The 22,898-nt window shown below is 73.2% G+C and carries 17 protein-coding genes; 8 read left to right on the forward strand and 9 right to left on the reverse strand.

The genetic code is table 11. The features are described 5' to 3' along the window. Positions 1-56 precede the first annotated feature (56 nt). Entirely contained in the window at positions 57-2,801 is a 2,745-nt protein-coding gene (gene acnA, locus QRN56_RS12320) for an aconitate hydratase AcnA (RefSeq protein WP_285103596.1), read from the forward strand. A 234-nt stretch (positions 2,802-3,035) separates the two neighbouring features. On the opposite strand, the gene QRN56_RS12325 is transcribed toward acnA, so the two are convergent. The 6 genes from QRN56_RS12325 to QRN56_RS12350 all read right to left on the reverse strand — a co-directional run bounded on the left by QRN56_RS12325 (position 3,036) and on the right by QRN56_RS12350 (position 13,095). After that, positions 3,036-3,923 (reverse strand): arginase family protein, encoded by an 888-nt coding sequence (locus tag QRN56_RS12325; RefSeq protein ID WP_285103598.1) that lies wholly within the window; start codon positions 3,921-3,923, stop codon positions 3,036-3,038. Between the two features lie 96 nt (positions 3,924-4,019). Further along, entirely contained in the window at positions 4,020-5,933 is a 1,914-nt protein-coding gene (locus QRN56_RS12330; RefSeq protein ID WP_285103600.1) for a cupredoxin domain-containing protein, read from the reverse strand. A 29-nt stretch (positions 5,934-5,962) separates the two neighbouring features. Continuing rightward, on the reverse strand, positions 5,963-9,964 hold the full coding sequence (locus tag QRN56_RS12335; protein WP_285103601.1) for a ThuA domain-containing protein: 4,002 nt from the start codon (positions 9,962-9,964) through the stop codon (positions 5,963-5,965). A gap of 37 nt (positions 9,965-10,001) precedes the next feature. Further along, a complete protein-coding gene (locus QRN56_RS12340; protein ID WP_285103603.1) occupies positions 10,002-11,072 on the reverse strand; it encodes a multicopper oxidase domain-containing protein in 1,071 nt (356 codons plus the stop codon). Positions 11,073-11,420: 348 nt separating this feature from the next. After that, on the reverse strand, positions 11,421-12,038 hold the full coding sequence (locus QRN56_RS12345) for a hypothetical protein (RefSeq protein WP_285103605.1): 618 nt from the start codon (positions 12,036-12,038) through the stop codon (positions 11,421-11,423). A gap of 118 nt (positions 12,039-12,156) precedes the next feature. Continuing rightward, on the reverse strand, positions 12,157-13,095 hold the full coding sequence (locus QRN56_RS12350; RefSeq protein WP_285103607.1) for an alpha/beta hydrolase: 939 nt from the start codon (positions 13,093-13,095) through the stop codon (positions 12,157-12,159). Between the two features lie 81 nt (positions 13,096-13,176). Here QRN56_RS12350 and QRN56_RS12355 point away from each other — a divergent pair, with 81 nt between their 5' ends. The 5 genes from QRN56_RS12355 to QRN56_RS12375 are packed head-to-tail and all read left to right on the forward strand — an operon-like array spanning position 13,177 to position 17,060. Continuing rightward, positions 13,177-13,809: a TetR/AcrR family transcriptional regulator gene (locus QRN56_RS12355; protein WP_285103609.1), complete on the forward strand. Its 633-nt coding sequence runs from the start codon at positions 13,177-13,179 to the stop codon at positions 13,807-13,809. 51 nt (positions 13,810-13,860) lie between these two features. Beyond that, complete coding sequence (locus QRN56_RS12360; protein ID WP_285103611.1) at positions 13,861-14,643, forward strand: alpha/beta fold hydrolase; 783 nt, start codon at positions 13,861-13,863, stop codon at positions 14,641-14,643. 55 nt (positions 14,644-14,698) lie between these two features. Next, positions 14,699-15,385 carry an NUDIX hydrolase gene (locus QRN56_RS12365; protein WP_285103613.1) on the forward strand — a complete coding sequence of 229 codons (687 nt, stop codon included), beginning with the start codon at positions 14,699-14,701 and terminating at the stop codon, positions 15,383-15,385. Further along, positions 15,385-16,131: a nucleotidyltransferase domain-containing protein gene (locus tag QRN56_RS12370; protein WP_285103615.1), complete on the forward strand. Its 747-nt coding sequence runs from the start codon at positions 15,385-15,387 to the stop codon at positions 16,129-16,131. The genes QRN56_RS12365 and QRN56_RS12370 overlap by 1 nt, the downstream gene beginning before the upstream one ends. Continuing rightward, positions 16,128-17,060 (forward strand): threonine/serine dehydratase, encoded by a 933-nt coding sequence (locus QRN56_RS12375; protein WP_285103616.1) that lies wholly within the window; start codon positions 16,128-16,130, stop codon positions 17,058-17,060. Before QRN56_RS12370 ends, QRN56_RS12375 begins: the two co-directional genes overlap by 4 nt. A 10-nt stretch (positions 17,061-17,070) precedes the next feature. On the opposite strand, the gene QRN56_RS12380 is transcribed toward QRN56_RS12375, so the two are convergent. Beyond that, positions 17,071-17,781, reverse strand: coding sequence for a DUF4241 domain-containing protein (locus QRN56_RS12380; protein ID WP_285103618.1), 711 nt, complete (start codon positions 17,779-17,781; stop codon positions 17,071-17,073). Between the two features lie 48 nt (positions 17,782-17,829). Then, positions 17,830-18,720, reverse strand: coding sequence for an aminoglycoside phosphotransferase family protein (locus tag QRN56_RS12385; protein WP_285103620.1), 891 nt, complete (start codon positions 18,718-18,720; stop codon positions 17,830-17,832). 63 nt (positions 18,721-18,783) lie between these two features. Between QRN56_RS12385 and QRN56_RS12390 the strand changes: the two genes are divergently transcribed. Next, positions 18,784-19,101 carry a hypothetical protein gene (locus tag QRN56_RS12390; RefSeq protein ID WP_502928791.1) on the forward strand — a complete coding sequence of 106 codons (318 nt, stop codon included), beginning with the start codon at positions 18,784-18,786 and terminating at the stop codon, positions 19,099-19,101. A 115-nt stretch (positions 19,102-19,216) separates the two neighbouring features. Further along, positions 19,217-21,292, forward strand: a complete 2,076-nt coding sequence (locus QRN56_RS12395; RefSeq protein WP_285103621.1) for a HelD family protein — start codon at positions 19,217-19,219, stop codon at positions 21,290-21,292. Between the two features lie 30 nt (positions 21,293-21,322). Here the strand turns inward: QRN56_RS12395 and QRN56_RS12400 are convergent, their stop codons facing one another. After that, positions 21,323-22,774, reverse strand: coding sequence for a GuaB1 family IMP dehydrogenase-related protein (locus tag QRN56_RS12400; protein ID WP_285103622.1), 1,452 nt, complete (start codon positions 22,772-22,774; stop codon positions 21,323-21,325). Positions 22,775-22,898 lie beyond the last annotated feature (124 nt).

Consider the following 22,898-nt stretch of genomic DNA (forward strand, 5'->3'; position numbering starts at 1 on the left):
GCGATGACCGCGCCTGTGAGAGCCGACGCACCGTCAGCCCCGCAGAAGGAGCCCGAGTGAGCACCGTGGACACGTTCGGATCAAAGGGAACGCTGGAGGTCTCCGGCAAGTCCTACGAGATCTTCCGGCTCAGCGCGGTCGAGGGCGTGGAGCGCCTCCCGTACTCGCTGAAGATCCTCGCCGAGAACCTCCTGCGCACCGAGGACGGCGCGAACATCACCGCCGACCACGTGCGTGCCCTCGCGTCCTGGGACCCGGACGCGCAGCCCGACACCGAGATCCAGTTCACGCCGGCGCGCGTGATCATGCAGGACTTCACCGGCGTGCCCTGCGTCGTGGACCTCGCCACGATGCGTGAGGCCGTCGCCGCGCTCGGCGGCGACGCCACGAAGGTCAACCCGCTGGCCCCCGCCGAGATGGTCATCGACCACTCGGTGCAGATCGACGTCGCCGGCCGCGCCGACGCGTTCCAGCGCAACGTCGAGTTCGAGTACCAGCGCAACCACGAGCGCTACCAGTTCCTGCGCTGGGGCCAGACGGCGTTCGACGACTTCAAGGTCGTCCCGCCGGGCACCGGCATCGTGCACCAGGTCAACATCGAGTACCTGGCCCGCACGGTCATGACGCGTGAGGTGGGCGGCGCGCTGCGCGCCTACCCCGACACCTGCGTCGGCACCGACTCGCACACCACCATGGTCAACGGCCTGGGCGTGCTGGGCTGGGGCGTCGGCGGCATCGAGGCCGAGGCCGCGATGCTCGGCCAGCCCGTCTCGATGCTCATCCCGCGCGTGGTCGGCTTCAAGCTGAGCGGCTCGATCCCGGCGGCCGTGACGGCCACCGACGTGGTGCTCACGATCACGCAGATGCTGCGCCAGCACGGTGTGGTCGGCAAGTTCGTCGAGTTCTACGGCGAGGGCGTGGCCCAGGTGCCGCTCGCGAACCGCGCCACCATCGGCAACATGTCGCCGGAGTTCGGCTCGACGGCCGCGATCTTCCCGATCGACTCGGTCACGGTCGACTACCTGCGCCTGACGGGCCGCTCCGAGGAGCAGCTCGCCCTGGTCGAGGCGTACGCCAAGGAGCAGGGCCTGTGGCTCGACGCCGACTCGGTCGAGCCGGTCTTCTCCGAGTACCTGGAGCTCGACCTGTCGACGGTCGTGCCCTCGATCGCCGGGCCGAAGCGCCCCCAGGACCGCATCGAGCTGACGAACGCGAAGTCGGCGTTCCTGCACGACCTGCCCAACTACGCGCCCGAGGTGGGTGCGGGCGCCGACGAGGTCGGCCGCGAGTCGTTCCCCGCGTCGGACTCCCCGGCGCCGGCCGCGAACGGCCGCAAGCACGTGCACGTCACGAACAGCGACGGCAAGGAGTTCGAGCTGTTCCACGGCGCGGTCGCGATCGCCTCGATCACGTCGTGCACCAACACGTCGAACCCGTCGGTCATGATCGCGGCGGCCCTGCTCGCCAAGAACGCCGTCGAGAAGGGCCTCGTCTCCAAGCCGTGGGTCAAGACCTCCATGGCGCCGGGCTCGCAGGTCGTGACCAACTACTACGAGAAGGCCGGCCTCTGGCCGTACCTCGAGAAGCTGGGCTTCCACCTGGTCGGCTACGGCTGCGCCACCTGCATCGGCAACTCCGGGCCGCTGGACGAGAAGGTCTCGGAGGCCGTCAACGAGCACGACCTGTCGGTCGTCTCGGTGCTGTCGGGCAACCGTAACTTCGAGGGCCGCATCAACCCGGACGTCAAGATGAACTACCTGGCGTCCCCGCCGCTGGTCATCGCGTACGCCCTGGCCGGCACCATGGAGTTCGACTTCGAGCACGACCCGCTGGGCCGCGACGAGGCCGGCAACCCCGTGTTCCTCCGCGACATCTGGCCCTCGCCGGACGAGGTCGAGAAGACGATCGCGTCCTCGATCGACCGCAAGATGTTCGAGTCGGACTACGCCGACGTCTTCAAGGGCGACGAGCGCTGGGCCGCGCTGGAGACGCCCGAGGGCGACACGTTCGCCTGGGACAGCGAGTCCACCTACGTGCGCAAGCCCCCGTACTTCGAGGGCATGGGCATGACGCCGGAGCCCGTCACCGACTTCGCCGGCGCCCGCGTGCTGGCCAAGCTCGGCGACTCGGTCACGACCGACCACATCAGCCCGGCCGGCTCGATCAAGCCGGACAGCCCGGCGGGCACGTACCTCGCCGAGCACGGCGTGGGCCGTCGCGACTTCAACTCCTACGGGTCGCGCCGCGGTAACCACGAGGTCATGATCCGCGGCACGTTCGCGAACATCCGCCTGCGCAACCAGCTCCTGAACGACGTCGAGGGTGGCTTCACCTTCAACTTCGTGAAGAACGCCCAGGACACGATCTACGACGCCGCGCAGGACTACGCCGCGGCCGGCACCCCGCTCGTGGTGCTCGGCGGCAAGGAGTACGGCTCCGGCTCGTCGCGCGACTGGGCCGCCAAGGGCACCGCGCTGCTGGGCGTCAAGGCCGTCATCACCGAGAGCTTCGAGCGGATCCACCGCTCCAACCTCATCGGCATGGGCGTGCTGCCGCTGCAGTTCCCGGCCGGCCAGAACGCCGACTCGCTGGGCCTGGACGGCACGGAGACCTTCGACGTCACCGGCGTGACCGTGCTGAACGAGGGCGTCACGCCCGAGACGGTCAAGGTCACCGCGACCAAGGGCGACGGCTCGCGGGTCGAGTTCGACGCCGTGGTCCGCATCGACACCCCGGGTGAGGCGGACTACTACCGCAACGGCGGCATCCTGCAGTACGTGCTCCGCTCGCTCGTCGCCTGAGCCGGAGGTGCAGCGCAGGGTGGGGGCCGAGGAACGAGGCACCCGCCCGGAGCGGAACCGCAGGCTCAGGCGGTAGACGAACGGAGCCTGAGCCGGAGGTGCAGCGCAGGGTGGGGCCGAGGAACGAGGCACCCGCCCGGAGCGGAACCGCAGGCTCAGGCGACAGAAGGCAGAGCCTCCTGAGCCGAACCACGGCGCCCCGTCCCTCCTCGCGGAGGGGCGGGGCGCCGTCGTCTACCCCGCGGCGAGCGCTCCCGCCAGCAGCCGGACGACGCCGCGCAGGCCCGCCTCGTCCGCGTGGTCGGGGTTGACCTCCACGCAGGTCATGGCCCGCAGGCCGGGGTCGGCGGCGAGCGCGCGCAGCACGCGGTCCAGCGTCGCGGGGACCAGGCCGCGGCCGTACGTCGGGACGTCGGCCACCGGGAGGGTCAGGAAGTCCAGCACGTCGACGTCGAGGTGCAGCACGAACGGGGTGCCGCCCACGGCGGCCAGGGCGCGCCGTGCGGCGTCCTCCGGGTCGGCGAGCACCTGCGCGGCGGGGATCCGCACCGCGGGGACGAGCCCGTGGACGTCCTCCTCGTCGTCGCTGTACCCGAGGTAGACGAGCCGGTCGGCCGTCAGCAGGGGGCGCCGGTGGCCGACCGCGGCGAGCGGCCCCCAGGTGCCGGGCAGGTCGAGGAGGTGGGCGACGCCCATCGAGTCGAGGATCGGCTCGTCGGGGTGGTCCGGCGGGAGCTGGAGGTCCTGGCCGCCGTCGACGTACACGAGGGCCACGTCCGGGTGCCGCTCGGCGACGGCGTCGACCACCCCGAGGGCGACCGTGCACTCCCCGCCGAGCACCAGGGCCCGCTCGCCCCGGGCCAGGACCGCGTCGACGCTCCGCCGCACGCCGCGCAGGCCGTCGATCACGCGGCCGACGTCGTTGGGCTCGCCCGGACTGCGGTGTGCGCGCCAGGTCGCGGTCGGCAGGTCGCCGTCGTCCCGGACGTCGACGCCGGCCGCTCGTAGTGCGTCGAGCAGCCCGGCCATGCGCAGGGCTGCCGGTGCCTTCTCCAGCCCGCGGGAGTGCGCCGCGGCGCTGGACGGCACACCGACAACTGCCCAACCGGCCGTGGACGCCATCCGGCCAGTGTGCCCCGACGACGGAGCGGACCGCCTGCCCAGGGGGCAGACGGTCCGCTCCGTCTCATGGTGGTGCGTGTGCGGCCGTGCCGGTGCCTACCGCCCGACGTCGGACTGGCGGGCGGCCCGGACCAGCTTCGTGACCTCCTGCGCCGTGAGCACGTCGGCGTCGTCGAGCTGGTCGGCGACCTGCTGCACGTGGCTCACGAACGCGCTGTGGCTGACCCACCCGCCGTCCGCGTCGAGCAGGTCGGCGACCGTGCACCCGTTGCCGGTGTCGTAGTTGGTCACCTTGCTGTCCTTGTTCCCGAGGATCACCGTGGGGCGTTCGTCGGAGACGGGGCAGGCGTCGATCGCACCGCGGGCGACGTCGAACCGCAGGGTGCCGGTCCGGGTCACGTTGCCCGCGTTGTCGGTGGCCCGGTACGCGAACGCGTGCGACCCGGGCTCCGTGACCTCCACGGCGCCGGTGTACTCCCGGAACGCGGTGTCGTCGAGCGCGTACTCGATGAACGCCACCCCCGACTCGTCGTCCCGGGCGGTGATGGTGACCGTGGCGGACCCGAGGTAGGCACCCTCGTCGTCCTGGTCGCCGTCCACCTGGGCCGAGGCGATCGGCTGCGTGGTGTCCGGCGGGTCCTGCCCGTCCACCACGACCAGCTCCACGCTCCCGGGCCCGGACGTGTTGCCCGCCGCGTCGGTGGCCCGGTAGGACACCTCGTGGGCGCCGGTGACGTCCACGATCACGGGGTCCGTGTAGGCCGTCCAGCCGTCGCCGTCCAGGTTGTACTCGACGGTCTCGACGCCCGACCCGGCGTCCTCGGCCAGGATCTGCACGGTCGCCGAGGCGACGTAGGCGCCGTCCTCGTCCTGCTCGCCGGTGACCTGGGCCGTGACGGTCGGCGCGGTCTCGTCCACCGGGGGTGCCTCGACCACGGTGAACGTGGCCGAACCCGGCTCCGAGACGTTGCCGGCCCGGTCCGTGGCCCGGTAGGCCACGGTGTGCTTGCCCGGGGTGTCGACGACGACGGGCGTGGTGTACGCCGCCCAGCCGGCGCCGTCGAGGTCGTACTCGATGCCCGCCACACCCGAACCGGGGTCCCTGGCCGTGAGGTTCAGGGTCCCGGACCCGACGTAGGCGCCGTCGGCGTCGAGGTCGCCGGTCACCTCGGCGGTGACCACCGGCGGCGTCGCGTCCTCGCCGTCCGGGGCGACGACCGTGACGTGCAGCATCTCCGGCTCGGAGACGTTGCCCGCCACGTCGGTGGCCCGGTACTCCAGCATGTACGTGCCGGGCTCGTCGAGGACGACGGGCGCGGTGTACGGGGTGTACCCGGCCCCGTCCAGGTCGTACTCGACGGACTCGACGCCCGAGCCGTCGCCGTCGTCGGCCGCGAGGCTCACGCTCGCCGAGCCGATGTAGGCGCCCTCGTCGTTCTGGTCCCCGGCGACGTCCGCCGTCACCGTGGGGGCGGTGGTGTCGTCACCACCGCCGCCCTCGGTGACCACGAGCTCGCCCACCATGGTGCCGTGCCCCGGGATGGCGCAGAAGTACCGGTACGTGCCCGGGGTCAGGTTGACCTCGGCCTCGTAGCGGCCGCCGTTGGCGTCCAGGGGGTTGGCCAGGATGTCCAGGGTGACGTCCTGGTTGTAGCCCGGGGTGCCGGTGTCGAACGTCAGGGTGTGGGACATCCCGATGTTGTTACCGGTCGCCGTGCTGTTCTCGAACACGATGGTGGTCGGCCCGGCCGCCGCCGTCGTGGGTGCGGACGCGTACGCCGAGACGCTCGCGCTCGCGGTGAAGGTCAGCACCTGGTCGGCCTGGGCCTCGGCCTCGCCGGCCTGGGCTGCCTGGTCGGACTGGGCCGCCTGGGTGGCGGCCCGGTCGGGCGTGACGTCGGCGACGGGCTTGATGGTGGTGGTCTCGACGGCGGTGGCGGGTGCCAGCGGCAGCGCCACGAGGGCGCCGACCGCCGCCACCGCCAGCAGGCGGGACAGTCTGTGTCGCATGGGTGTACCTCTCGTCTCCGCGGGCCCGGTCACAGGTCACGCACCCGGATGTTGCGGAACTCCATGGCGTCCGCGTCGCTGTGGTTCTGCAGACCGATGAAGCCGCTCAGGAACTGCCGCAGGTCGGTCGGCGGGTCACCGGCGCGCGAGGACTCCTTGCCGGGCGAGTTCTCGAACTCGTTGATCACCTCGCCGTTGCGGATGATCGTGTACTGCTGGCCGACCACCTGGATCTCGTAGGTGTTCCACTCGCCCTTCGGGGTGGGCCGGGCCTGCTCCAGGGTGTTGGGGTCGAAGTTGTACACCGAACCCGTCTTCTGGACCTCGCCCGTGGGCCCGTCGTAGAGCTGGATCTCGTGGCCGCAGTAGATCGCCACCCAGGCCTCGGCGTCGGTGCCCTGCCCGCACTCGGGCCGGTCGTCGCGCGCCACCCGCGGGTCGGGGAACCGCGTGAAGACGCCGCTGTTGGCGAACCGTCCCTCCGGGGCGGAGTCCTTGAACTCCAGCTTCAGCGAGAAGTCGCCCAGCTCCTCCTTCGGGTACCAGAGCATGCCGAGCCCGCCGGTGGCCAGGATGGACCCGTCCTCCTTCAGGTCGAAGGCGCCGCCCGGTGCCTGCCGCCAGTCGGCCAGCGTCTGGGCCGTGCCGTCGAACCACCACCGGTACCCGGTGCTGCCCTCGGTGCCGATGTCGGACGACTGCGCCACCTTGATCAGCTTCTTGCGCTCGGTGACGGTGATCACCTTGTCGGCCCGGAGCTGGTCCGCCACGGCCGTGACGTGGTTGACGAACCGGCCGTTCGTGTCCCACTCCCGCTCGTCCTCGACGATGTCGTTGATCGTGCAGCCGCCCAGGTCGTCGTTGGTGACACCCGTGTTGTCGTCGCCGAACCACACGGTGCCCCGGTCGTCCGGGATGGTGCAGGTGGTCTCGGCCGCGACCTCGACCGTGGACGTCTCGCCGTCGGCGTAGGTCACCGTCAGCGTGGCGTCGTAGCTGCCCACGCGGGCGTAGGTGTGCCGCGGGTTGGCCTCGGTCGAGGTGCTCCCGTCCCCGAAGTTCCAGGCGTACGAGACGCCGCCCGAGCGGTCACCGGTGAAGGCGACGGTCAGCGGGGAGCTCTGCACGCTCGCGCCGGACGCGGCCGGCACCGGCGTCGCCGGGCCACCCTTGTAGCTGATCCGGACGAGCTTCTGGTTCGGGTGCAGCGAGAAGAAGCCGCCCGCGTAGTCCAGCAGGTACAGGGCGCCGTCCGGACCGAACTTGGCGTCCATCCAGCTCTGCACCTGCTCGTTGCCCGCGCCGCCCTGGATGATCTTGCGCAGGTCCTCGGCGAAGACCGGGGGACCGGCCTCCTCCACCGTGTCCGGGTTCACCGTGACGGCGATCCGGTTGCTCGCGTTCGACTGGTCGCCGATGAACCACTTGTTGTCCCAGTACGCGGGCCAGGCGACGCCGCTGCCGGTGTCCACCTCGGACCGGTGGTACGTGGGACCGTCCATCACGGCCTGACCGCCACCGCGCAGGTACGGCAGGGTGTAGGTGGCCTCCTCGTCGACGTACGACGGGATGCCGTTCTCACCCTCCGGGAAGACCGGGCCGCCGCCGCTCGGCGAGTACCAGATCATGTTGTCGCGCACCGGCGGCAGGTCCACCAGGCCGGTGTTGCGCGGCGAGGTGTTCTTCGGGTTGTCGCAGTCGTACCAGCCGGCCAGCACCGTCGCGTCCTCGTTGCTGCGGTCGCGGTAGGGCTGCCGGTTGCCCATGCAGTACGGCCAGCCCTGGTTGCCCGCCGAGGTGATGATGGTCGCGGTCTCGTACTTGGCCGGCCCGAGCTCCGGGTCCGGTGCGCCCGCGTCCGGTCCCACCCACGCCGCCGTCAGCCAGTCGTTCTTCTTGTCGTAGGCCAGGCGCGAGATGTTCCGCACGCCCATCACGTAGATCTCCGGGCGCGTCTTGTCACCCGGGTCGTCCGCCTCGGGGAACAGGTTGCCCTCGGGGATCGTGAACGTGCCGTCGTCCTCGGGGTGGATCCGCAGGATCTTGCCGTTCAGGTCGTTCGTGTTGCCGGCCGTGCGGCGGGCGTCCTGGAACGAGAGGCCCGCGAACTCCTGCGTCCAGTTGTTGCCGGAGTAGCCGTTCGACCCGCCCGAGGAGTTGCTGTCGCCGGACCCGATGTACAGGTTGCCGTCGTTGTCGAAGTCCATGCCGCCGCCCGCGTGGCAGCAGCTGTGGATCTGCGTCTCCCAGTGCAGCAGGTCCTTGCGGGTGGACTGGTCGATCGTGTCGGCCGCGGCGTCATAGGTGAAGCGCGAGACCGTGCGCTGGCCCACGCGCCGCTCGACGTCGATCGACTCGTGCGGCATCCAGTAGGCGTAGATCCAGTGGTTGTCCTCGAAGTCGGGGTCCAGCGTGATGCCGAGCAGACCCTCCTCGTTCTTGACCAGCTCGCTGCCGCTGCCGCGGTTGCCCATCACGTCGAGGGTGGTCAGCAGCTTGGTCTCGCCCGCCTCGGGGTCCCAGCGGTGGATCGTGCCGCAGCCCAGCCCCACGTTCGGGTCGTCCCACGAGACGATCGGGCCGGACGGGCACGCGCCCTTGCCGACGTAGAAGACGCCGCCGTCGGGTGCGACCGTGAGCCCGTGCGGCTCGCCGATCTGGTCGAGCGTGCCCGCGGTGTTCTGCGCGGTCAGGCGCTCGGCCTCGTAGTTCGCCGCGATGGTCGCCTGGCAGTCGCCGCGCACCATGCCCGCCGCCCAGAGCAGGCCGCCGAGCAGGTGGTCACGGAAGCCCTCCTCCGCGTAGCTCTCCGCGGTGCCGCCCATGCCGGTGTAGAACGAGCGGCCGCCGTCGTAGTCGCGGCACCACGAGATCGGGTGGAAGGCGCCGTTCGCGGCCTCGCCCGGGTCGTAGTCCCACTCCTGCACCTGCGCCACCGTGTGCACCTCGCCGATCGGGTTCGGCGACCAGTTCAGCCACCGGTCCTCACGGGTCCAGTTCAGGGGCAGCCCGTCGTTGGCGGGGTGCGCGCGGTCGACGACGTTCACCGTCGCCTCCTGCACCGGCACCTCGGGGTCCGGCTCCTCCTCGCCCGAGGTGTCGAAGAGCTGGATCTCGGCGAGCTGGGTGAGGTCGTCGCCGGCGTTCGCCGTGATGTCCAGCCGGTAGTGCTGGTAGGCCACGTCGTTGTCGAGGTCGTAGTCGTTCGTGACGAACCGGTCCGGGAAGTCCTCGCCCTCCCGCGTGTCCAGGTCGGTCCAGGTCTCACCGTCGGTGGAGCCCTGCAGCGTCCAGTCCTGCGGGTCGCGGCCCTCGGAGTCGTTGGCCGAGGTGAGCGCGTACCGGGCGGCCGCGAGCGGCTCCTCCAGCTCGAGCTCGATCCACGCCGTCGGCTCGAACGCCAGCCACTTGGTCCGGGAGTCGCCGTCGATCAGGTTCGCGGCCACCTCGTTCGGCGGGTTCTCGGCGCTCGCGGTGGCGCTCGCCACCGGCAGCGGGTCCGGCAGGTTGCCGGCGGGCCGCGTGCCGATCAGGCCCGTGAACCACTGCGAGCGGGCCTGGGCCCGCGCCGCGTCACGGACGCCGAGGAACCCGCCGCCGCCCTGTACGTAGGCCTTGAGCGCGTCCTCCTGCGCCGTGCTGAGCTCGACGCCCTCGGCGGACAGGAACACGACCCCGCGGTACTCCGCGAGGTTCTTGGCCGTGAACACCTTCGGGTCGCTGGCCGTGTGCACCGTGAAGCCGTTCTCGGCGCCGAGCTCCCGGATGGTCCGGGTCGCGACGGCGACCGGGTCGGCCTGGTCGGCCGCCGCGCCGTGGAACACGAGCACGGTGGGCTCGGCCGCGGCGGCCGTGGCGGCGGGCACGACGGACGCCGTGTCCGTCACCGCCGCGTCCTTGACGGCCGCGGCCACGGGGGCCGTGTCGACGGTCGCGGCGCTCCGCTGGGCCGCGGCCGGCGTCGTCGTCATCGTGGCGACGAGGGCGGCGCCGGCCACCGCGGCGATGATGCCTCTTCGGGTTCGTTCCATCACTGCTCCTTTGCGCGTGAACGGGGAGTCGGGGCGGTCAGTGGCCGGCATGGGCCGCCGCGCCGTCGGTCTCGGTGGTGGCCGTGCCGCTCATCGTGTGGCCGCCGTGCTCGTGGAACCGGTCGATCGCCGCCTGGGCACCGGCGGGCATGCTGCCGTCGGCGTTGCGCACCAGGAAGATCCCGGCCATGCCGCCGTCCGAGTGGAACTGGACGTGGCAGTGGTACATCCACGCGCCCGCGCCCACGCCCTCGCCCGCCACGACCTGGAACCCGAACGAGGAGCCGGGGTTGAGGTCGCGGGTGTCGATCACCCGGGTGGGGTCGTCCGGGCCGGTCAGGTAGCCGGTGCGGTTGTCCGCCCAGCGGTGGGCGTGCACGTGGAACGTGTGGAGCTGGTCCCCGTGGCCGATCGCGATGAACTCGACCTTCTCGCCCTTGTTCGCCTCGAGCATCGGGGTGTCGGGCGCGACCTTGTTGTTGATCGTCATGTCGTTGAACACGACGGTGTGCTGACGGTCGGGCAACGTGTCGCCCTGGCGCCGCACCACGAGGGCGCCGTACAGGCCCGCGCGCAGCCCGGGGGTGCCGTGCTCCCCGCCCATCGCGTGGTCGTGGTAGTGCCAGTAGCCCGCGGAGCCCGCCATCCAGGTGCCGTCGGCGCGCTGCTTCGGCTTGTGGCTCTTCCAGACGTAGGTGCGGGTCTCGCCGGGCTCGTTGAACGAGTCGTTGAAGGGGCTGCCGTCCGAGTCGGTCGCGTAGTCCACGCCGTGCGGGTGGATCGACAGGCGCTTGTCGGTGTTGTTCACGAGCTCGACCTGGAGGGTGTCGCCCTCCCACATCTCCAGCACGGGGCCGGGGATGGTGGCCTTTCCGGGCGTCAGCCCGTAGCCGTACTGGCCCCCGGGTAGTGCCTCGGCGTACACGGTGATGTGCCGGGTCGTGCCCAGGACCGCCGACGACACGGCGGCGGCCGAGTCGGAGCCGAGCGCCAGCGCCGCCGTCGGCGCCATGAGCCCGGCGAGGGTACCGGTCAGGATCGAGCGACGGGACACGCCGCCGGACTGGGTTGGGGCGTCAGTGCTGTTCTCGGGGCTGTTCTCGGGCATGGGTCTCCGTTCGACACCGTCGGGCAGGCGGGAGTGCCGTCCCGGCGAGACAGAAGTGCGGGAGGGGACTGGCTCAGGCGCGCGAAGCTCGTCGCGTCGACGCGGTGAGTGACAGCGTTGTCACGAAGGTGGACCTCATCGTCGTTCCCTCCAGGGGTGCGTCACGTGGTCGTCGGCGACGACGGCCACGCCCCCGTGGCAGGACGTACTCCACCGGGTGACTTTTCGAACATAGGAGGACTTATGCCGACTGTCAAGCAAAAGATGGACAAACAGTGACAGGATTCGTCTATGCGACCAAGCAAAGATCCCGGTGGGTCGCGCGAGGTCAGGCGGGGGTGGGCGGGGTCAGTCGAGCGCGAGCAGCAGCCAGGCCGCCGTCGTGACCAGGGTGGCCCCGGTCAGCAGGCCGGTCAGCGGGTGGGCGAGCGCCGCCGTCGGACGGTGGCCGCGCGGCCGGGTGACCGCGCGCAGGATCCAGCCGAGCGGCCAGGCGAGGACCGCGGCCGCGAGCCCGGCCGCGGCGCCGAGGTACAGGTTCGGCACGGCGAGGGTGTTCGCGACGACCCCCACCTGGATCGCCGTGGACACCGCCACGACCGTCGGGATCAGGTGCAGCCGGGACTTCCCGGTCGTCACTCCGGCCTTGTCGGCGTCCTTCGCGGCGGCCCGCGCCCTGCGGTACCTGCTCGCGATCATGCCGGTGCACAGCCGGGTCAGGCCGCCGTGCACGAGGAGCGCCGCCACGTAGATGCTCACGACCCGGCCGGTCACCACGCTGCCGTCGGGCCAGGCGCGGACCGCGGCCAGGACACCGAGCGCCGCGACCGCGACGGCGAGCACGACGCCCACCACGGGGATGAGCCGGGACCACGGCCCGGAGTGCCGGACGGTCCAGGCGAACCAGAGGGCCGCCAGGACGCTGACCACCGTCGCTGCGAGGGCGCCGTCGCTCGTGTGCTCCATCGTCGTCCTACCTCCGGTTGAAATGGGTATAAACCGGACAGCAGGGTACGACGTCGTCGCAGGTCAGGGAAGGTTTCCGGTATCCGACTGGTGATGTCGGCAGGAGTTCACGCGGAGTTCACCGCGCCGGTGGCCGGTGGGTCCCGCTGCCGGTCCGCGCCGGTGCCGCGAGATGGTCGAGGATCCTCGATCTCACCGCCCGGTCGCCGAGGATCTTGTTGTGGCCCAGCCCGGTGGTGGTGAACAGCTCGCTCGAGTCCGCATGCGCCTCGTGGAGCTGGACCGACAGGTGGTGCGGGTTCACGCGGTCCCCGTCGTCGTGCAGCCAGAGGGTGGGTACGGAGGCCGGGACGGGATGTGCCAGCAGGTCGAAGCGCTCGTAGACGTCCGGGTGGTCGGGCAGGCCGTACCGCTGGACGGTCGTCGCGAAGCCGTCGCGGAGCGCCCAGGGGATCCCGGACCCGCGGACGAAGCCGTCGGTCGCGACGCGGAACGACGTGAGGCCGGCGACGGCCGTGAACCGCTCGGTCTCCACGCCCTCGTGCAGCGCGATCCCCGCCGCGAGCACCCCGAGCGAGTGCCCGACGACGTCGGCCCACGGTGCGTTCTCGGCGTCGGACAGCCGGCGGATGACGGTCAGGTCGTCGAGCCCCGTGCGTCGCTGCCCGCCGGAGGCGCCGTGGCCGGGCGCGTCGTAGGCGACGACCCGGAGCCCGGCTCCGGTGAGGTCCTCGATGATCCGCCCGAACGCCGACGCGCGGGACCGCCAGCCGTGGACCAGCAGGACCGCGGGTGCACCGGGGTCGCCCCAGGCGTAGGTGGCCACCGTGATGGTTCCGCCGACGCCGAGACGGCCGTCCCGGCCGCGGCGGAACGTGGGGCGGTGCTCGAGCGGTGTGCGCCGTGCCGCGTCGTGGACGGCCTGGTCGGCGGGCCGGACCGGTGCCGGCGCCCCGACCCGCCAGTAGGTGGCCGCACCGAGCGCCAGGGCCGCCGGCGGCGCGACGCGGGCGAGGGTGCGGAACATCGCGCGGGCTGCGCGCTGGGTCTGGGGCACGGGGACCTCCGGGAGGCGGCGAATAATCTGTACGAACGTTCGCACACTATCGAATGAGCGAACGGTCGTACACTCTCTTGTGTGAACGAGCCGACCGATCTGCGCCGCCTTCGTGGTGACCGCACGCGCCGCGCCGTGCTGGACCACGCGGTGCAGGAGGCGTCCGTCCGCGGGCTGGACGCGCTGTCCTTCGGCGCGCTGGCGGAGGCCGTCCCGGTGAACAAGAGCGGGATCGCCGGCCTGTTCGGCTCGAAGGAGAGGCTCCAGCTCGCCGCCGTGGAGCGGGCGACCGAGATCTACACCGAGCACGTCATCGTCCGCGCGCGGACGGCCGATCGTGGTCTCGCGCGCCTGTGGGCGCTGGTGCTGGCGTGGACCGAGTACTCGCGGGCGAGGGTGTTCCAGGGTGGGTGCTTCTTCCGCACCGTCGAGATCGAGTTCGACATGCGCGACGGCGCCGTACACGACGCGGTCGTGGCGGCGCAGCGGTCCTGGGAGTCGTACCTGGTGCACCAGGCGCAGGTGGCGCTCGACGCGGGCGAGCTCGCCCCGGGCACCGACCCCGACCAGGTCGCCTTCGAGATCAACGCCCTGCTGAACGCGGCGAACGACCGGTCCCTGCTGCTCCGCGACGACGCCGTCTACGAGCGGGCGCTGGCGGCCGCGCGGGCCCTGCTGGTGGCGCGCGGCGCTGATCTCGCCACATTGCGGTAGAAACGTTCAATTGTTTCAAACCCGTATACATACCGTCGTTACCCTCTGTTCATGGCGATGTGGCAGGAAGTTCCCGGCGGCACCTCCCAACCACCCGCGGCCGTCGAGCTCGTCACGACGAGATGGGGCACCGGCCCGGGGCGGGCGCTGCTCCTGCACGGCATCGTGTCCGCCGGGGCCACCTGGTGGCGGCTCGCCGAGACCCTCGCCGACGACGGCTACGAGGTGGTGGCCCCGGACCTGCGCGGGCACGGGAGCAGCCCGCGCGCCGACTCCTACCTGCTCGCCGACCACGTCGCCGACGTGCGAGCGCTGGGCTCGGGCTGGGACCTCGTGGTGGGGCACAGCCTCGGCGGCCTGCTCGGCGCGCTGGCCGCCGACGCCGACCGGCGGTTCACCCGCCGGCTCGTGCTGCTCGACCCCGCGCTCGACGTCGAGGAGGACCGGTTCGAGGCCGTCGCCGAGGCGGAGATCCGGGACGCGACGAACCCGCCGTCGGCCCGGTCGGTCCAGGGCGCGCACGCCGCCTGGGACCGGCGGGACGCGGCGGCCGTCGCCGCCGCCGCGAAGGCCGCCGACGCCGCGGCCGTGGCGCACACCCTGCGCGACAACGCGCCCTGGCGGCACACCGCCGTCGTCACCCGCCTGACCGTCCCGACGCTCGTGCTGGGCGCCGACCCGGCCCGCGGCGCGCTGTTCCAGCCCCGGACCGGAGTCGAGCTGATGATCCGCAACCCGAGCGTGCGGGCGCGCGTCGTGGTCGGCGCCGGGCACGCGGTGCACCGCGAGCGGCCGTCGGCCGTGGCGACGGCGGTCCGGTCCTTCCTCTGGTGACCCGTACCTCCGCCGCTCGTCCGGGAGGGTGCGCGGCCGGGGTTAAGGTCGGTCGGTGAGCTCCTCCGCATCCGCGCGCAAGCAGCTGGTCGCCCTCGCCGAGCAGGGCTTCGAGGGTCCGTGGCGGTACGCGCGCGGCGACTTCACCGGTGGCGCGCGCCCGGCGTCCGTCCTCGTGCTGTTCGGTGTGCTCGACGACCTCGCCACCGACCGCGACGACCACGACCTGGCGGTGCCCGCCGACCTCGACGTCCTGCTGCTGGCCCGCGCCGCGACGCTGCGCAGCCACGCCGGGCAGGTCGCCTTCCCGGGCGGCCGCGCCGACGACGGCGAGGACGCCGTCGCGGCGGCCCTGCGCGAGGCCGTCGAGGAGACCGGCCTGGACGCGTCCGGCGTCGAGGTGCTCGGCGCGTTCGGCGAGCTGCCCATGCCCGTCAGCAACCACGTGGTCACGCCCGTGCTCGGCTGGTGGGCGCGCCCCACGCCCGTGCGCGTGGTCGACGTCGCCGAGTCCGCGCACGTCTTCCGCGCCCCCGTCGCCGACCTGCTCGACCCCGCCAACCGGTTCACCACCGTGCTGCGCCGCGGCAACCAGACCTGGCGCGGCCCCGGCTTCCACGTGCACGACGGCGACCTGACGCACCTCGTGTGGGGCTTCACCGCAGGGATCCTGGACGCGATGTTCGACCAGCTCGGCTGGACCGAGGGCTGGGACCGAGGCCGAGAGCTGGGCATCTCGTGATGTTCACGACCGACATCCGCGAGGCCCTGCGCGGGACGCTGGCGGCCGCCGCACGAGCCGACGCCGCCGTCGCGGCCGCCGCACTCGTCGGCAGCGGCGCGACCGGGCGCGAGGACGAGTGGTCGGACATCGACCTGGTGCTGCGCGTCGCCGCCGACGGCGACCCGGCCGACGTCGCCGCGCGATGGACCGAGACGATGTACGCGACCCACGGGGCCGTGCACCACCTCGACGTCGTGGCCGACGGCGTGCTCTACCGCGTGTTCCTGCTGAGGGGCTCGCTGCAGGTGGACGTGTCGTTCTGGCCGTACGAGCGGTTCCGCGAGACCGTACCGGGATTCCGGCTCCTGTTCGGCGAGACCAACCCGCCCGCGCACCTGCCGCCGCCCGTTCCCGGGCGTCTGATCGGCATGGCCTGGCTGCACGCGCTGCACGCCCGGTCCGCCATCGCCCGAGGACGCCACTGGCAGGCGGTGTCCATGCTCGACGGCGTGCGCGAACAGCTCGTCTCGCTCGCCTGCCTGCGGCACGGGCTCAGTCCCCACCAGGGCCGCGGCGTCGACGACCTGCCCGCCGCGGAGCTGGAGACGCTCGCCCAGGTGCGCGCGGCTGCCGCCCGGCCGGACGAGCTGCGCAGAGCCCACGACGCGGCCGTCCGGGCGCTCGGTGACGAGACCGCACGGCACGACCCCGTACTGGCCGGCCGGCTGGCAGGAGTGTTCGAAGACCTGAGGAGGACCCGATGACCGAGGTGACCCGCGACGCCATCCGCGCCGCAGAGACGCTGATCCGCCCGCACGTGCGGCACACGCCCGTGCTGGAGGTCGACCTCGCCGACTTCGGCCGCCCCGCACAGCCCGTGGCGCTCAAGCTCGAGTGCCTCCAGCACTCCGGCTCGTTCAAGGCGCGCGGCGCGTTCACCAGCCTGCTCACCCGGGACGTGCCCGACGCCGGCGTGGTCGCCGCCTCGGGCGGCAACCACGGCGCCGCCGTCGCCTACGCCGCGGCCCGGCTCGGGATCCCCGCGACGATCTTCGTGCCGAGCGTGACCTCCCCGGCCAAGGCCGAGCGCATCCGCGGCTACGGCGCCAAGCTCGTCGTGGGCGGCGACCGGTACGCCGACGCGCTGGCCGCGAGCGAGGAGTTCGTCGCCGGCACCGGGGCCATGACCGTGCACGCCTACGACCAGCCGGCCACGCTGACCGGGCAGGGCACCCTCGGCCTGGAGATCGCCCAGGACCTCCCCGACCTCGACACCCTGCTCGTCGCCGTGGGCGGCGGCGGGCTGATCGGCGGCATCGCCGCCTGGTTCCGCGGCGACGTCAAGGTCGTGGCCGTGGAGCCCGAGGGGTCGCCCACCCTGCACCGGGCGCTCGCGGCGGGCGAGCCGGTCGACGCGCCCACCGAGGGGATCGCCGCCGACTCGCTCGCGCCGAAGCAGGTGGGCGGGCTCATGTTCCCGTTGGCCCAGCAGTTCGTGGCGCAGTCCGTGCTGGTCACGGACGAGGCGATCGCCTCGGCCCAGCTCTCCCTCTGGGAGGCGGCCCGCGTCGTGGCCGAGCCGGGCGGCGCGACGGCGCTCGCCGCGTTGCTGTCCGGGGTCTACGTGCCCGAGCCGGGCGAGCGGGTCGCTGTGCTGGTCTGCGGGGCGAACACCACGGCCGTGCGGTTCTGAGCGGCGCCCGTCAGGCCGTGGCCCGCTCCGTGGCGGCCTCCTCGGCGTCGGCCTCCTCGTCGTCGGGGCCGGCGACCAGCAGGTCGATGTGCACGCCGAGCAGTGTGCCGTCGGCCGCGTGCGTGGTGACCACGGGGTAGAAGCCGTCGCCCCAGCCGGAGTGGCTGAGCACCACGTTCTCGCCGGCGGTGGCCAGCGGCATCGTGATGTTCGCGCTGCCCTCCCGGTAGTGGCCGGGGCTGTCCATGAGCTCGAACCACGACGTGGGCTCGCCCGAGTCGAACAGCAGGTCGTACCAGTCGGTCGAGTCGTCCTCCCGCGGCATGCAGCGGACGATCGCCTCGGCGTCCGCGAACCCGACCGTGCCGGCGTCCACGCCCACCCCGTAGTGCTCGCCGTCGTCCGCGGGCTCGGCGCCCTCCGGTGTGACGCCCCGCACCTCGGCGACCGGTCCGCCGTCGGACAGCACGAGCGACAGGTACGCCTCCCGCAGGTGGCTGCCGTCGCGCTCCTCGGACACGTCGGCGACGGTCACGAACGCGGGGTAGGAGCCCGGCTCGACCCGGACGACCAGCCCTTCACCGAGCGTGACGTACGGGTCCGACGCCTCGATGCGCCCCGAGGGGACGTGGAGCAGGCCGAGGTCGTGCACCTGCTGGGGGTACGGGGTGCCCTCGGGCGTCCCGTCGAGCAGGGCGAAGAAGGGGAGGTCGTAGGTCATGCGAGGAACCTAGCGGCAGCCACTGACACCCGGGAGGAGCCCCAGCACTCAGCCGAAGAGCTGCTCCACCGCGTGCTCCCCGACGCCCACCATGGCCGGGTGGGTGTCGGGGTAGGCGAAGCAGATCGCGGTGTAGAGCGCGGCCCAGCCCTTCGCCCGGCGCCACGTCCCGGCGTCCCAGCCGTGGCCGCCGCGCGCCTCGGCGTCCACCACGGCCCGGAAGCGCTCGCGGCCCTCCGCGTCGAAGGTGAGCCACACGGTGCCGAGGTCCGAGGCCGGGTCACCGCTGGTCACGTCCCCGAAGTCGATGACGGCCGAGAGACGGTCGCCGTCGGCCACGAGGTTGGCCGGGTGCGGGTCGCCGTGCAGCCAGACGGGGGCGCCGTCGAACACGGGCGCCGCCAGGGCCTCGGCCCACACCTCGCGCGCCCGGGGCCGGACCCGCTCCGGCAGGAGCGCGACGCGCTCCTGGAAGCCCGCGTCCCGCGTCGCGACCGGGACCCCGCGGAAGGGGTTGTCGGGGGCGTCGTCCGGCGCCGGCTGGTGCAGCGCCACGAACACGCGGGCCAGGTGCTCGGCCCAGGGCGTGCGCCGCGCCGCGGGGACGGTCGCGGCCGCGACGCCGTCGGCCCACCGCACCACGGCCCACGGCCACGGGTAGCCGAGCGCCGCGCTGGGCGCGCCGACGCGGACCGGGTCCGGGACGGCGACGGGCAGCCGGGGCGCGAGCAGGGGCAGCACCCGGTGCTCGTTGCGCATGAGCTGCGACCCGAGCTCGCGCCGGGGCAGGCGCAGGGCGAGGTCCTCGCCCAGCCGGAGCATCACGTTGTCCCAGCCGTTCGCGACCAGGTCCAGGGGCCGGTCGGCGAGGTCGGGATGCTGCTCCCGCAGGAGGGACCTGGCGAGGCCGACGGTGACGTCGAGGTCGGCGGCGACCACAGGGGACTCCTTCGCTGGTGCGGGTTCGCCCGTGAGGGCGCGGGGTCGTTCACCCTACCGGCGGTGCCGGCCGCCGACCGCACGCCGAGCCGGACGGAGCGCGATACCGGCGGGACGGCGACCACCTGGACCGACGGCGACCCCACCGCCTATCTCGACGCCGTGGCGCCTGCCGTCCGCCGCCGCGACGCGCGCACGCTGCGCGACCTCATGGAGCGCGTCACGCGGCTGGCCCGGCTCGGCCCGCACACCACCGGCGTCGGCTGCCTGTACCTGAGGGACCTGGAGCAGGTCGACCTCGCTGTGCTGGAGGACATCCTGCGCAGGTCGTGGGCGACGGTCACCTCGGGGACGTTCGGGCAGCGGGCCCGGGAGTCCTGAACGGGAGTCCTGAACCGGGAGTCCTGGGCGGCGACGCGCCCGGACGCGGTGCGGACCCGGGAACGTTCTGCGGCACGATCGCGTTGACACCAGGTTCCGACAACGAGGAGACCCGGTGCAGCCACGCCAGACCGAGCAGTCCGCCGAGCAGCAGTACGTCGACGCCCTGTACGCCCGGCTCGACCGCGAGACCGAGCGTGTGCGCGCGGACCTCGACGACGCCGTGCGCGCCTCGTCGACCGACCCGGCCGAGGCCTACACGCGCGAGGTGCGCGTGGCGATGCTGGGCCGGCGTGCGCGCACCCTGGGCGCCGCCGAGCACCACCTCTGCTTCGGCCGGATCGACGGCGCCGACGGCCGGACGCTGCACATCGGACGCACCGGGCTGAGCGACGGCGACGACCAGCTCCTCGTCGACTGGCGGGCCGAGGCCGCGCGCCCGTTCTACGCCGCCACGGCGGCCCACCCGATGGGTCTGCGCCGCCGCCGGCACCTGGGCCTGGACGGGCGCAAGGTCGCCCGCGTGAGCGACGAGATCCTGGACGGCACTCAGCCGGGGCCGCACGACGTCGTCGGGGACGGGCCGCTCCTGGAGGCCATCAGCGCCCGGCGCACCGGCCGCATGCGCGACGTCGTGGCCACCCTCCAGGCCGAGCAGGACGCGATCATCCGCTCCGCGCACCGCGGCGTGACCGTCGTGGAGGGCGGCCCCGGCACGGGCAAGACCGTGGTCGCGCTGCACCGCGCCGCGTACGTCCTGGCGGGCTTCGACGAGGCACGGACCGACGGCGTCCTCGTGCTCGGCCCGGGCACGCGGTTCCTCGACTACATCGCGGAGGTGCTGCCGTCGCTCGGCGAGAACGACGTGGCGATGAGCACCGCCGACCGCCTGGTCGCCGAGGCGCTCGGCCTGACCGGTGTCCCGGCCGCGGGCCACGAGCTGCGCCGGGCCGCCGGCGACGTCCGGCGGGCCGACGAGCTGGCCGAGATCGTGCGGGACTACCAGGCGCCGTCCGGCACCCTGACGGTGCTGGTCGACGGCGACCCGGTCACGCTGGACGAGCACGCGCTCGCCGAGGCGCGCGAGACGGCCGGGGGCACCGGCCTGCCGCACAACCAGGCCCGGGCGCTGTTCAAGGACCTCGTCGTGGAGTTCGTGGCCGACGAGGTCCAGGCGCGGGCCCGCGTGTTCCTCGCCAAGCTGGACGAGGACATCGAGGTGCTCACCGGCGGCGTGAACGTCGACAAGGCGGCGGCCGGGGACCTGGCGCGGCTGGGCTTCGCCCCCGACGAGGGCGGCGCGTTCGGGCACGCCGCCGCCGTGGCCGAGCTGGACCCGGGCGCGCTGCAGGCGGAGCTCGCCGACGACGTCGCCCTGGAGCGGGCCGTCGAGGCCGCCTGGCCGCACCTGGTGGCCCAGGACGTGGTGCTGGACCTGCTGGACGCGCACCCGGAGCTCACGCACGCCGGGCTCGCGCTCGACGACGCGGCGGCGGACGGCGACACCGCCGCCTGGACGTCGGCCCACCTGCCCCTGCTGGACGAGGCCGAGCACCTGCTCAACGGTCCGCCCGCCCGGATCTACGGGCACGTGGTGGTGGACGAGGCGCAGGAGCTGACGGCGATGCAGTGGCGCTCGGTGCTGCGCCGGTGCCCGGGCCGCTCGATGACGGTGGTCGGCGACCTGGCGCAGGCCGGGCCGGCGACCGGGGCGGCCTCGTGGGCCGACGCCCTGGGCGCCGACCTGGCCCGCCGCGCCGACGTGCGCACCCTGACCGTCTGCTACCGCACCACCGCCGAGGTGCTGGAGGTGGCGGCGCCGCTGCTCGCCCGGATCGCGCCGGACCAGGCGCCCACCCGCGCGGTGCGGCACGGGGACGTGCCCCGGCGCGTCGCAGCGGTGCCCGGCGAGCTGGTCGCCGCCGTCGTGCGGGAGGCGGGCGCGCTGGCGTCCGCGGCGCCCGACGACCTGGTGGCCGTCGTCGCCGCGGACGCACGGGCGCCGGAGGTCGCCGCGGCGCTGGACGGCACGCGGGTCCGGGTGGTGCCCGTCTCCCAGGTGCGCGGCCTGGAGTTCGACGCCGTCGTGGTCGCCGACCCGGACGGGATCACGGCCGCCCGGCCGGGCGGGGAGCGCGACCTCTACGTGGCGGTGACGCGCCCGACGAGGCGGCTCGTGGTCGTCGGTTAGCTCGTCGGGCAGGGCGTCGGACGGGCCGGCTCACCAGCTCGTCGCGACCGGCATGCCCTCCTGGTAGCCGGCGGCCGACTGGATGCCGACCACGGCGCGCTCGGAGAACTCGGCGAGCGACCGGGCCCCGGCGTAGGTGCACGAGGACCGCAGGCCGGAGGTGATCTCGTCCAGCAGGTCCTCGACGCCGGGGCGGGCCGGGTCGAGGTACATCTTGCCGGTGGAGATGCCTTCCTCGTACAGCGCCTTGCGGGCCCGGGCGAAGGCCGAGCCGTTGCCGGCGGTGCGCGCCGCGACGGCCCGGGCCGAGGCCATGCCGAACGAGTCCTTGTAGAGCCGGCCCGTGCCGTCGTCCTTCAGGTCGCCCGGCGACTCGTACGTGCCGGCGAACCAGGAGCCGACCATGACCTGCGACGCGCCGGCGGCCAGCGCGAGGGCGACGTCGCGGGGGTGGCGCACGCCGCCGTCGGCCCAGACGTGCTTGCCGAGCTCGCGCGCGGCGGCCGCGCACTCCAGGACGGCGGAGAACTGCGGCCGCCCCACGCCGGTCTGCATGCGGGTGGTGCACATGGCGCCGGGGCCCACGCCGACCTTGAGGATGTCGGCGCCGGCGGCGACGAGGTCGCGCACGCCGTCGGCCGTGACCACGTTGCCGGCCACGACGGGCACCGTGGGGTCCACGGACCGCACCGCGTCCAGCGCGGCGAGCATCTTGGTCTGGTGGCCGTGGGCGGTGTCGACCACGAGCACGTCGACGCCCGCGGCCAGCAGGTCCTTGGCCTTGGCGGCGACGTCGCCGTTGATGCCCACGGCGGCGCCGATCCGCAGGCTGCCGGCCGCGTCGAGCGCGGGGGAGTAGATCGAGGAGCGCAGCGCGCCCTTGCGGGTCAGTACCCCGGCCAGCAGGCCGTCGCGGACCACGGGGGCGAGGTCGAGCCGGGCGGAGTGCAGCACGTCGAACGCGGCCTCCAGCCCGCCCGGGCCGTCCAGCAGGGCGGCCTCCAGGAGCAGGGGCTCGGCGGACATCACCTCGGACACCCGGGTGAACCGGTCGACGTCGGCGCAGTCCGACTCCGTCACGACCCCCACGGGCCGGTCGTCCTGCACCACGACGGCGGCGCCGTGCGCGCGCTTGCCCAGCAGGGTCAGCACGCTGTGCACGGTGTCCTGCGGGGCGACGACCACCGGCGTCTCGATGACGGGGTCCTTGGCCTTGACGTCCGCGACCACACCGGCCACGACGTCGGCCGGGACGTCCTGCGGGATGATCGCGATGCCGCCGCGCCGCGCGACCGTCTCGGCCATACGCCGGCCGGCCACCGCGGTCATGTTCGCGACGACGACGGGGATCGTGGTCCCGGTGCCGTCGTCGGACGAGAGGTCGACGTCGAACCGCGACGTGACGTCCGAGCGCGACGGCACGAGGAACACGTCGCCATAGGTGAGGTCGGTGGCCGGGGTCTGCCCGTCGAGGAATCGCACGTTCACCAAGAGTAAAGAGTTTGCCTGCCTGTGCCTATGAGTCGGGACACATCGTTGTGGAGGTATCGGAGACAGGCGTGGCAGGCGGCCCCGGCGTGGCACAGTGGAGTGGTCGGCGCCCCTT

This window comes from Promicromonospora sp. MEB111, from assembly GCF_030209445.1.
Taxonomy (GTDB): domain Bacteria; phylum Actinomycetota; class Actinomycetes; order Actinomycetales; family Cellulomonadaceae; genus Promicromonospora.

Bases quoted from the DNA above. Each gene is read 5' to 3' on its own strand.
- QRN56_RS12325 (WP_285103598.1), bottom strand. From the start codon at position 3,923: ATGGCGTCCACGGCCGGTTGGGCAGTTGTCGGTGTGCCGTCCAGCGCC.
- QRN56_RS12330 (WP_285103600.1), bottom strand. From the start codon at position 5,933: ATGCGACACAGACTGTCCCGCCTGCTGGCGGTGGCGGCGGTCGGCGCC.
- QRN56_RS12335 (WP_285103601.1), bottom strand. From the start codon at position 9,964: ATGGAACGAACCCGAAGAGGCATCATCGCCGCGGTGGCCGGCGCCGCC.
- QRN56_RS12340 (WP_285103603.1), bottom strand. From the start codon at position 11,072: ATGCCCGAGAACAGCCCCGAGAACAGCACTGACGCCCCAACCCAGTCC.
- QRN56_RS12345 (WP_285103605.1), bottom strand. From the start codon at position 12,038: ATGGAGCACACGAGCGACGGCGCCCTCGCAGCGACGGTGGTCAGCGTC.
- QRN56_RS12360 (WP_285103611.1), top strand. From the start codon at position 13,861: ATGGCGATGTGGCAGGAAGTTCCCGGCGGCACCTCCCAACCACCCGCG.
- QRN56_RS12370 (WP_285103615.1), top strand. From the start codon at position 15,385: ATGTTCACGACCGACATCCGCGAGGCCCTGCGCGGGACGCTGGCGGCC.
- QRN56_RS12375 (WP_285103616.1), top strand. From the start codon at position 16,128: ATGACCGAGGTGACCCGCGACGCCATCCGCGCCGCAGAGACGCTGATC.
- QRN56_RS12380 (WP_285103618.1), bottom strand. From the start codon at position 17,781: ATGACCTACGACCTCCCCTTCTTCGCCCTGCTCGACGGGACGCCCGAG.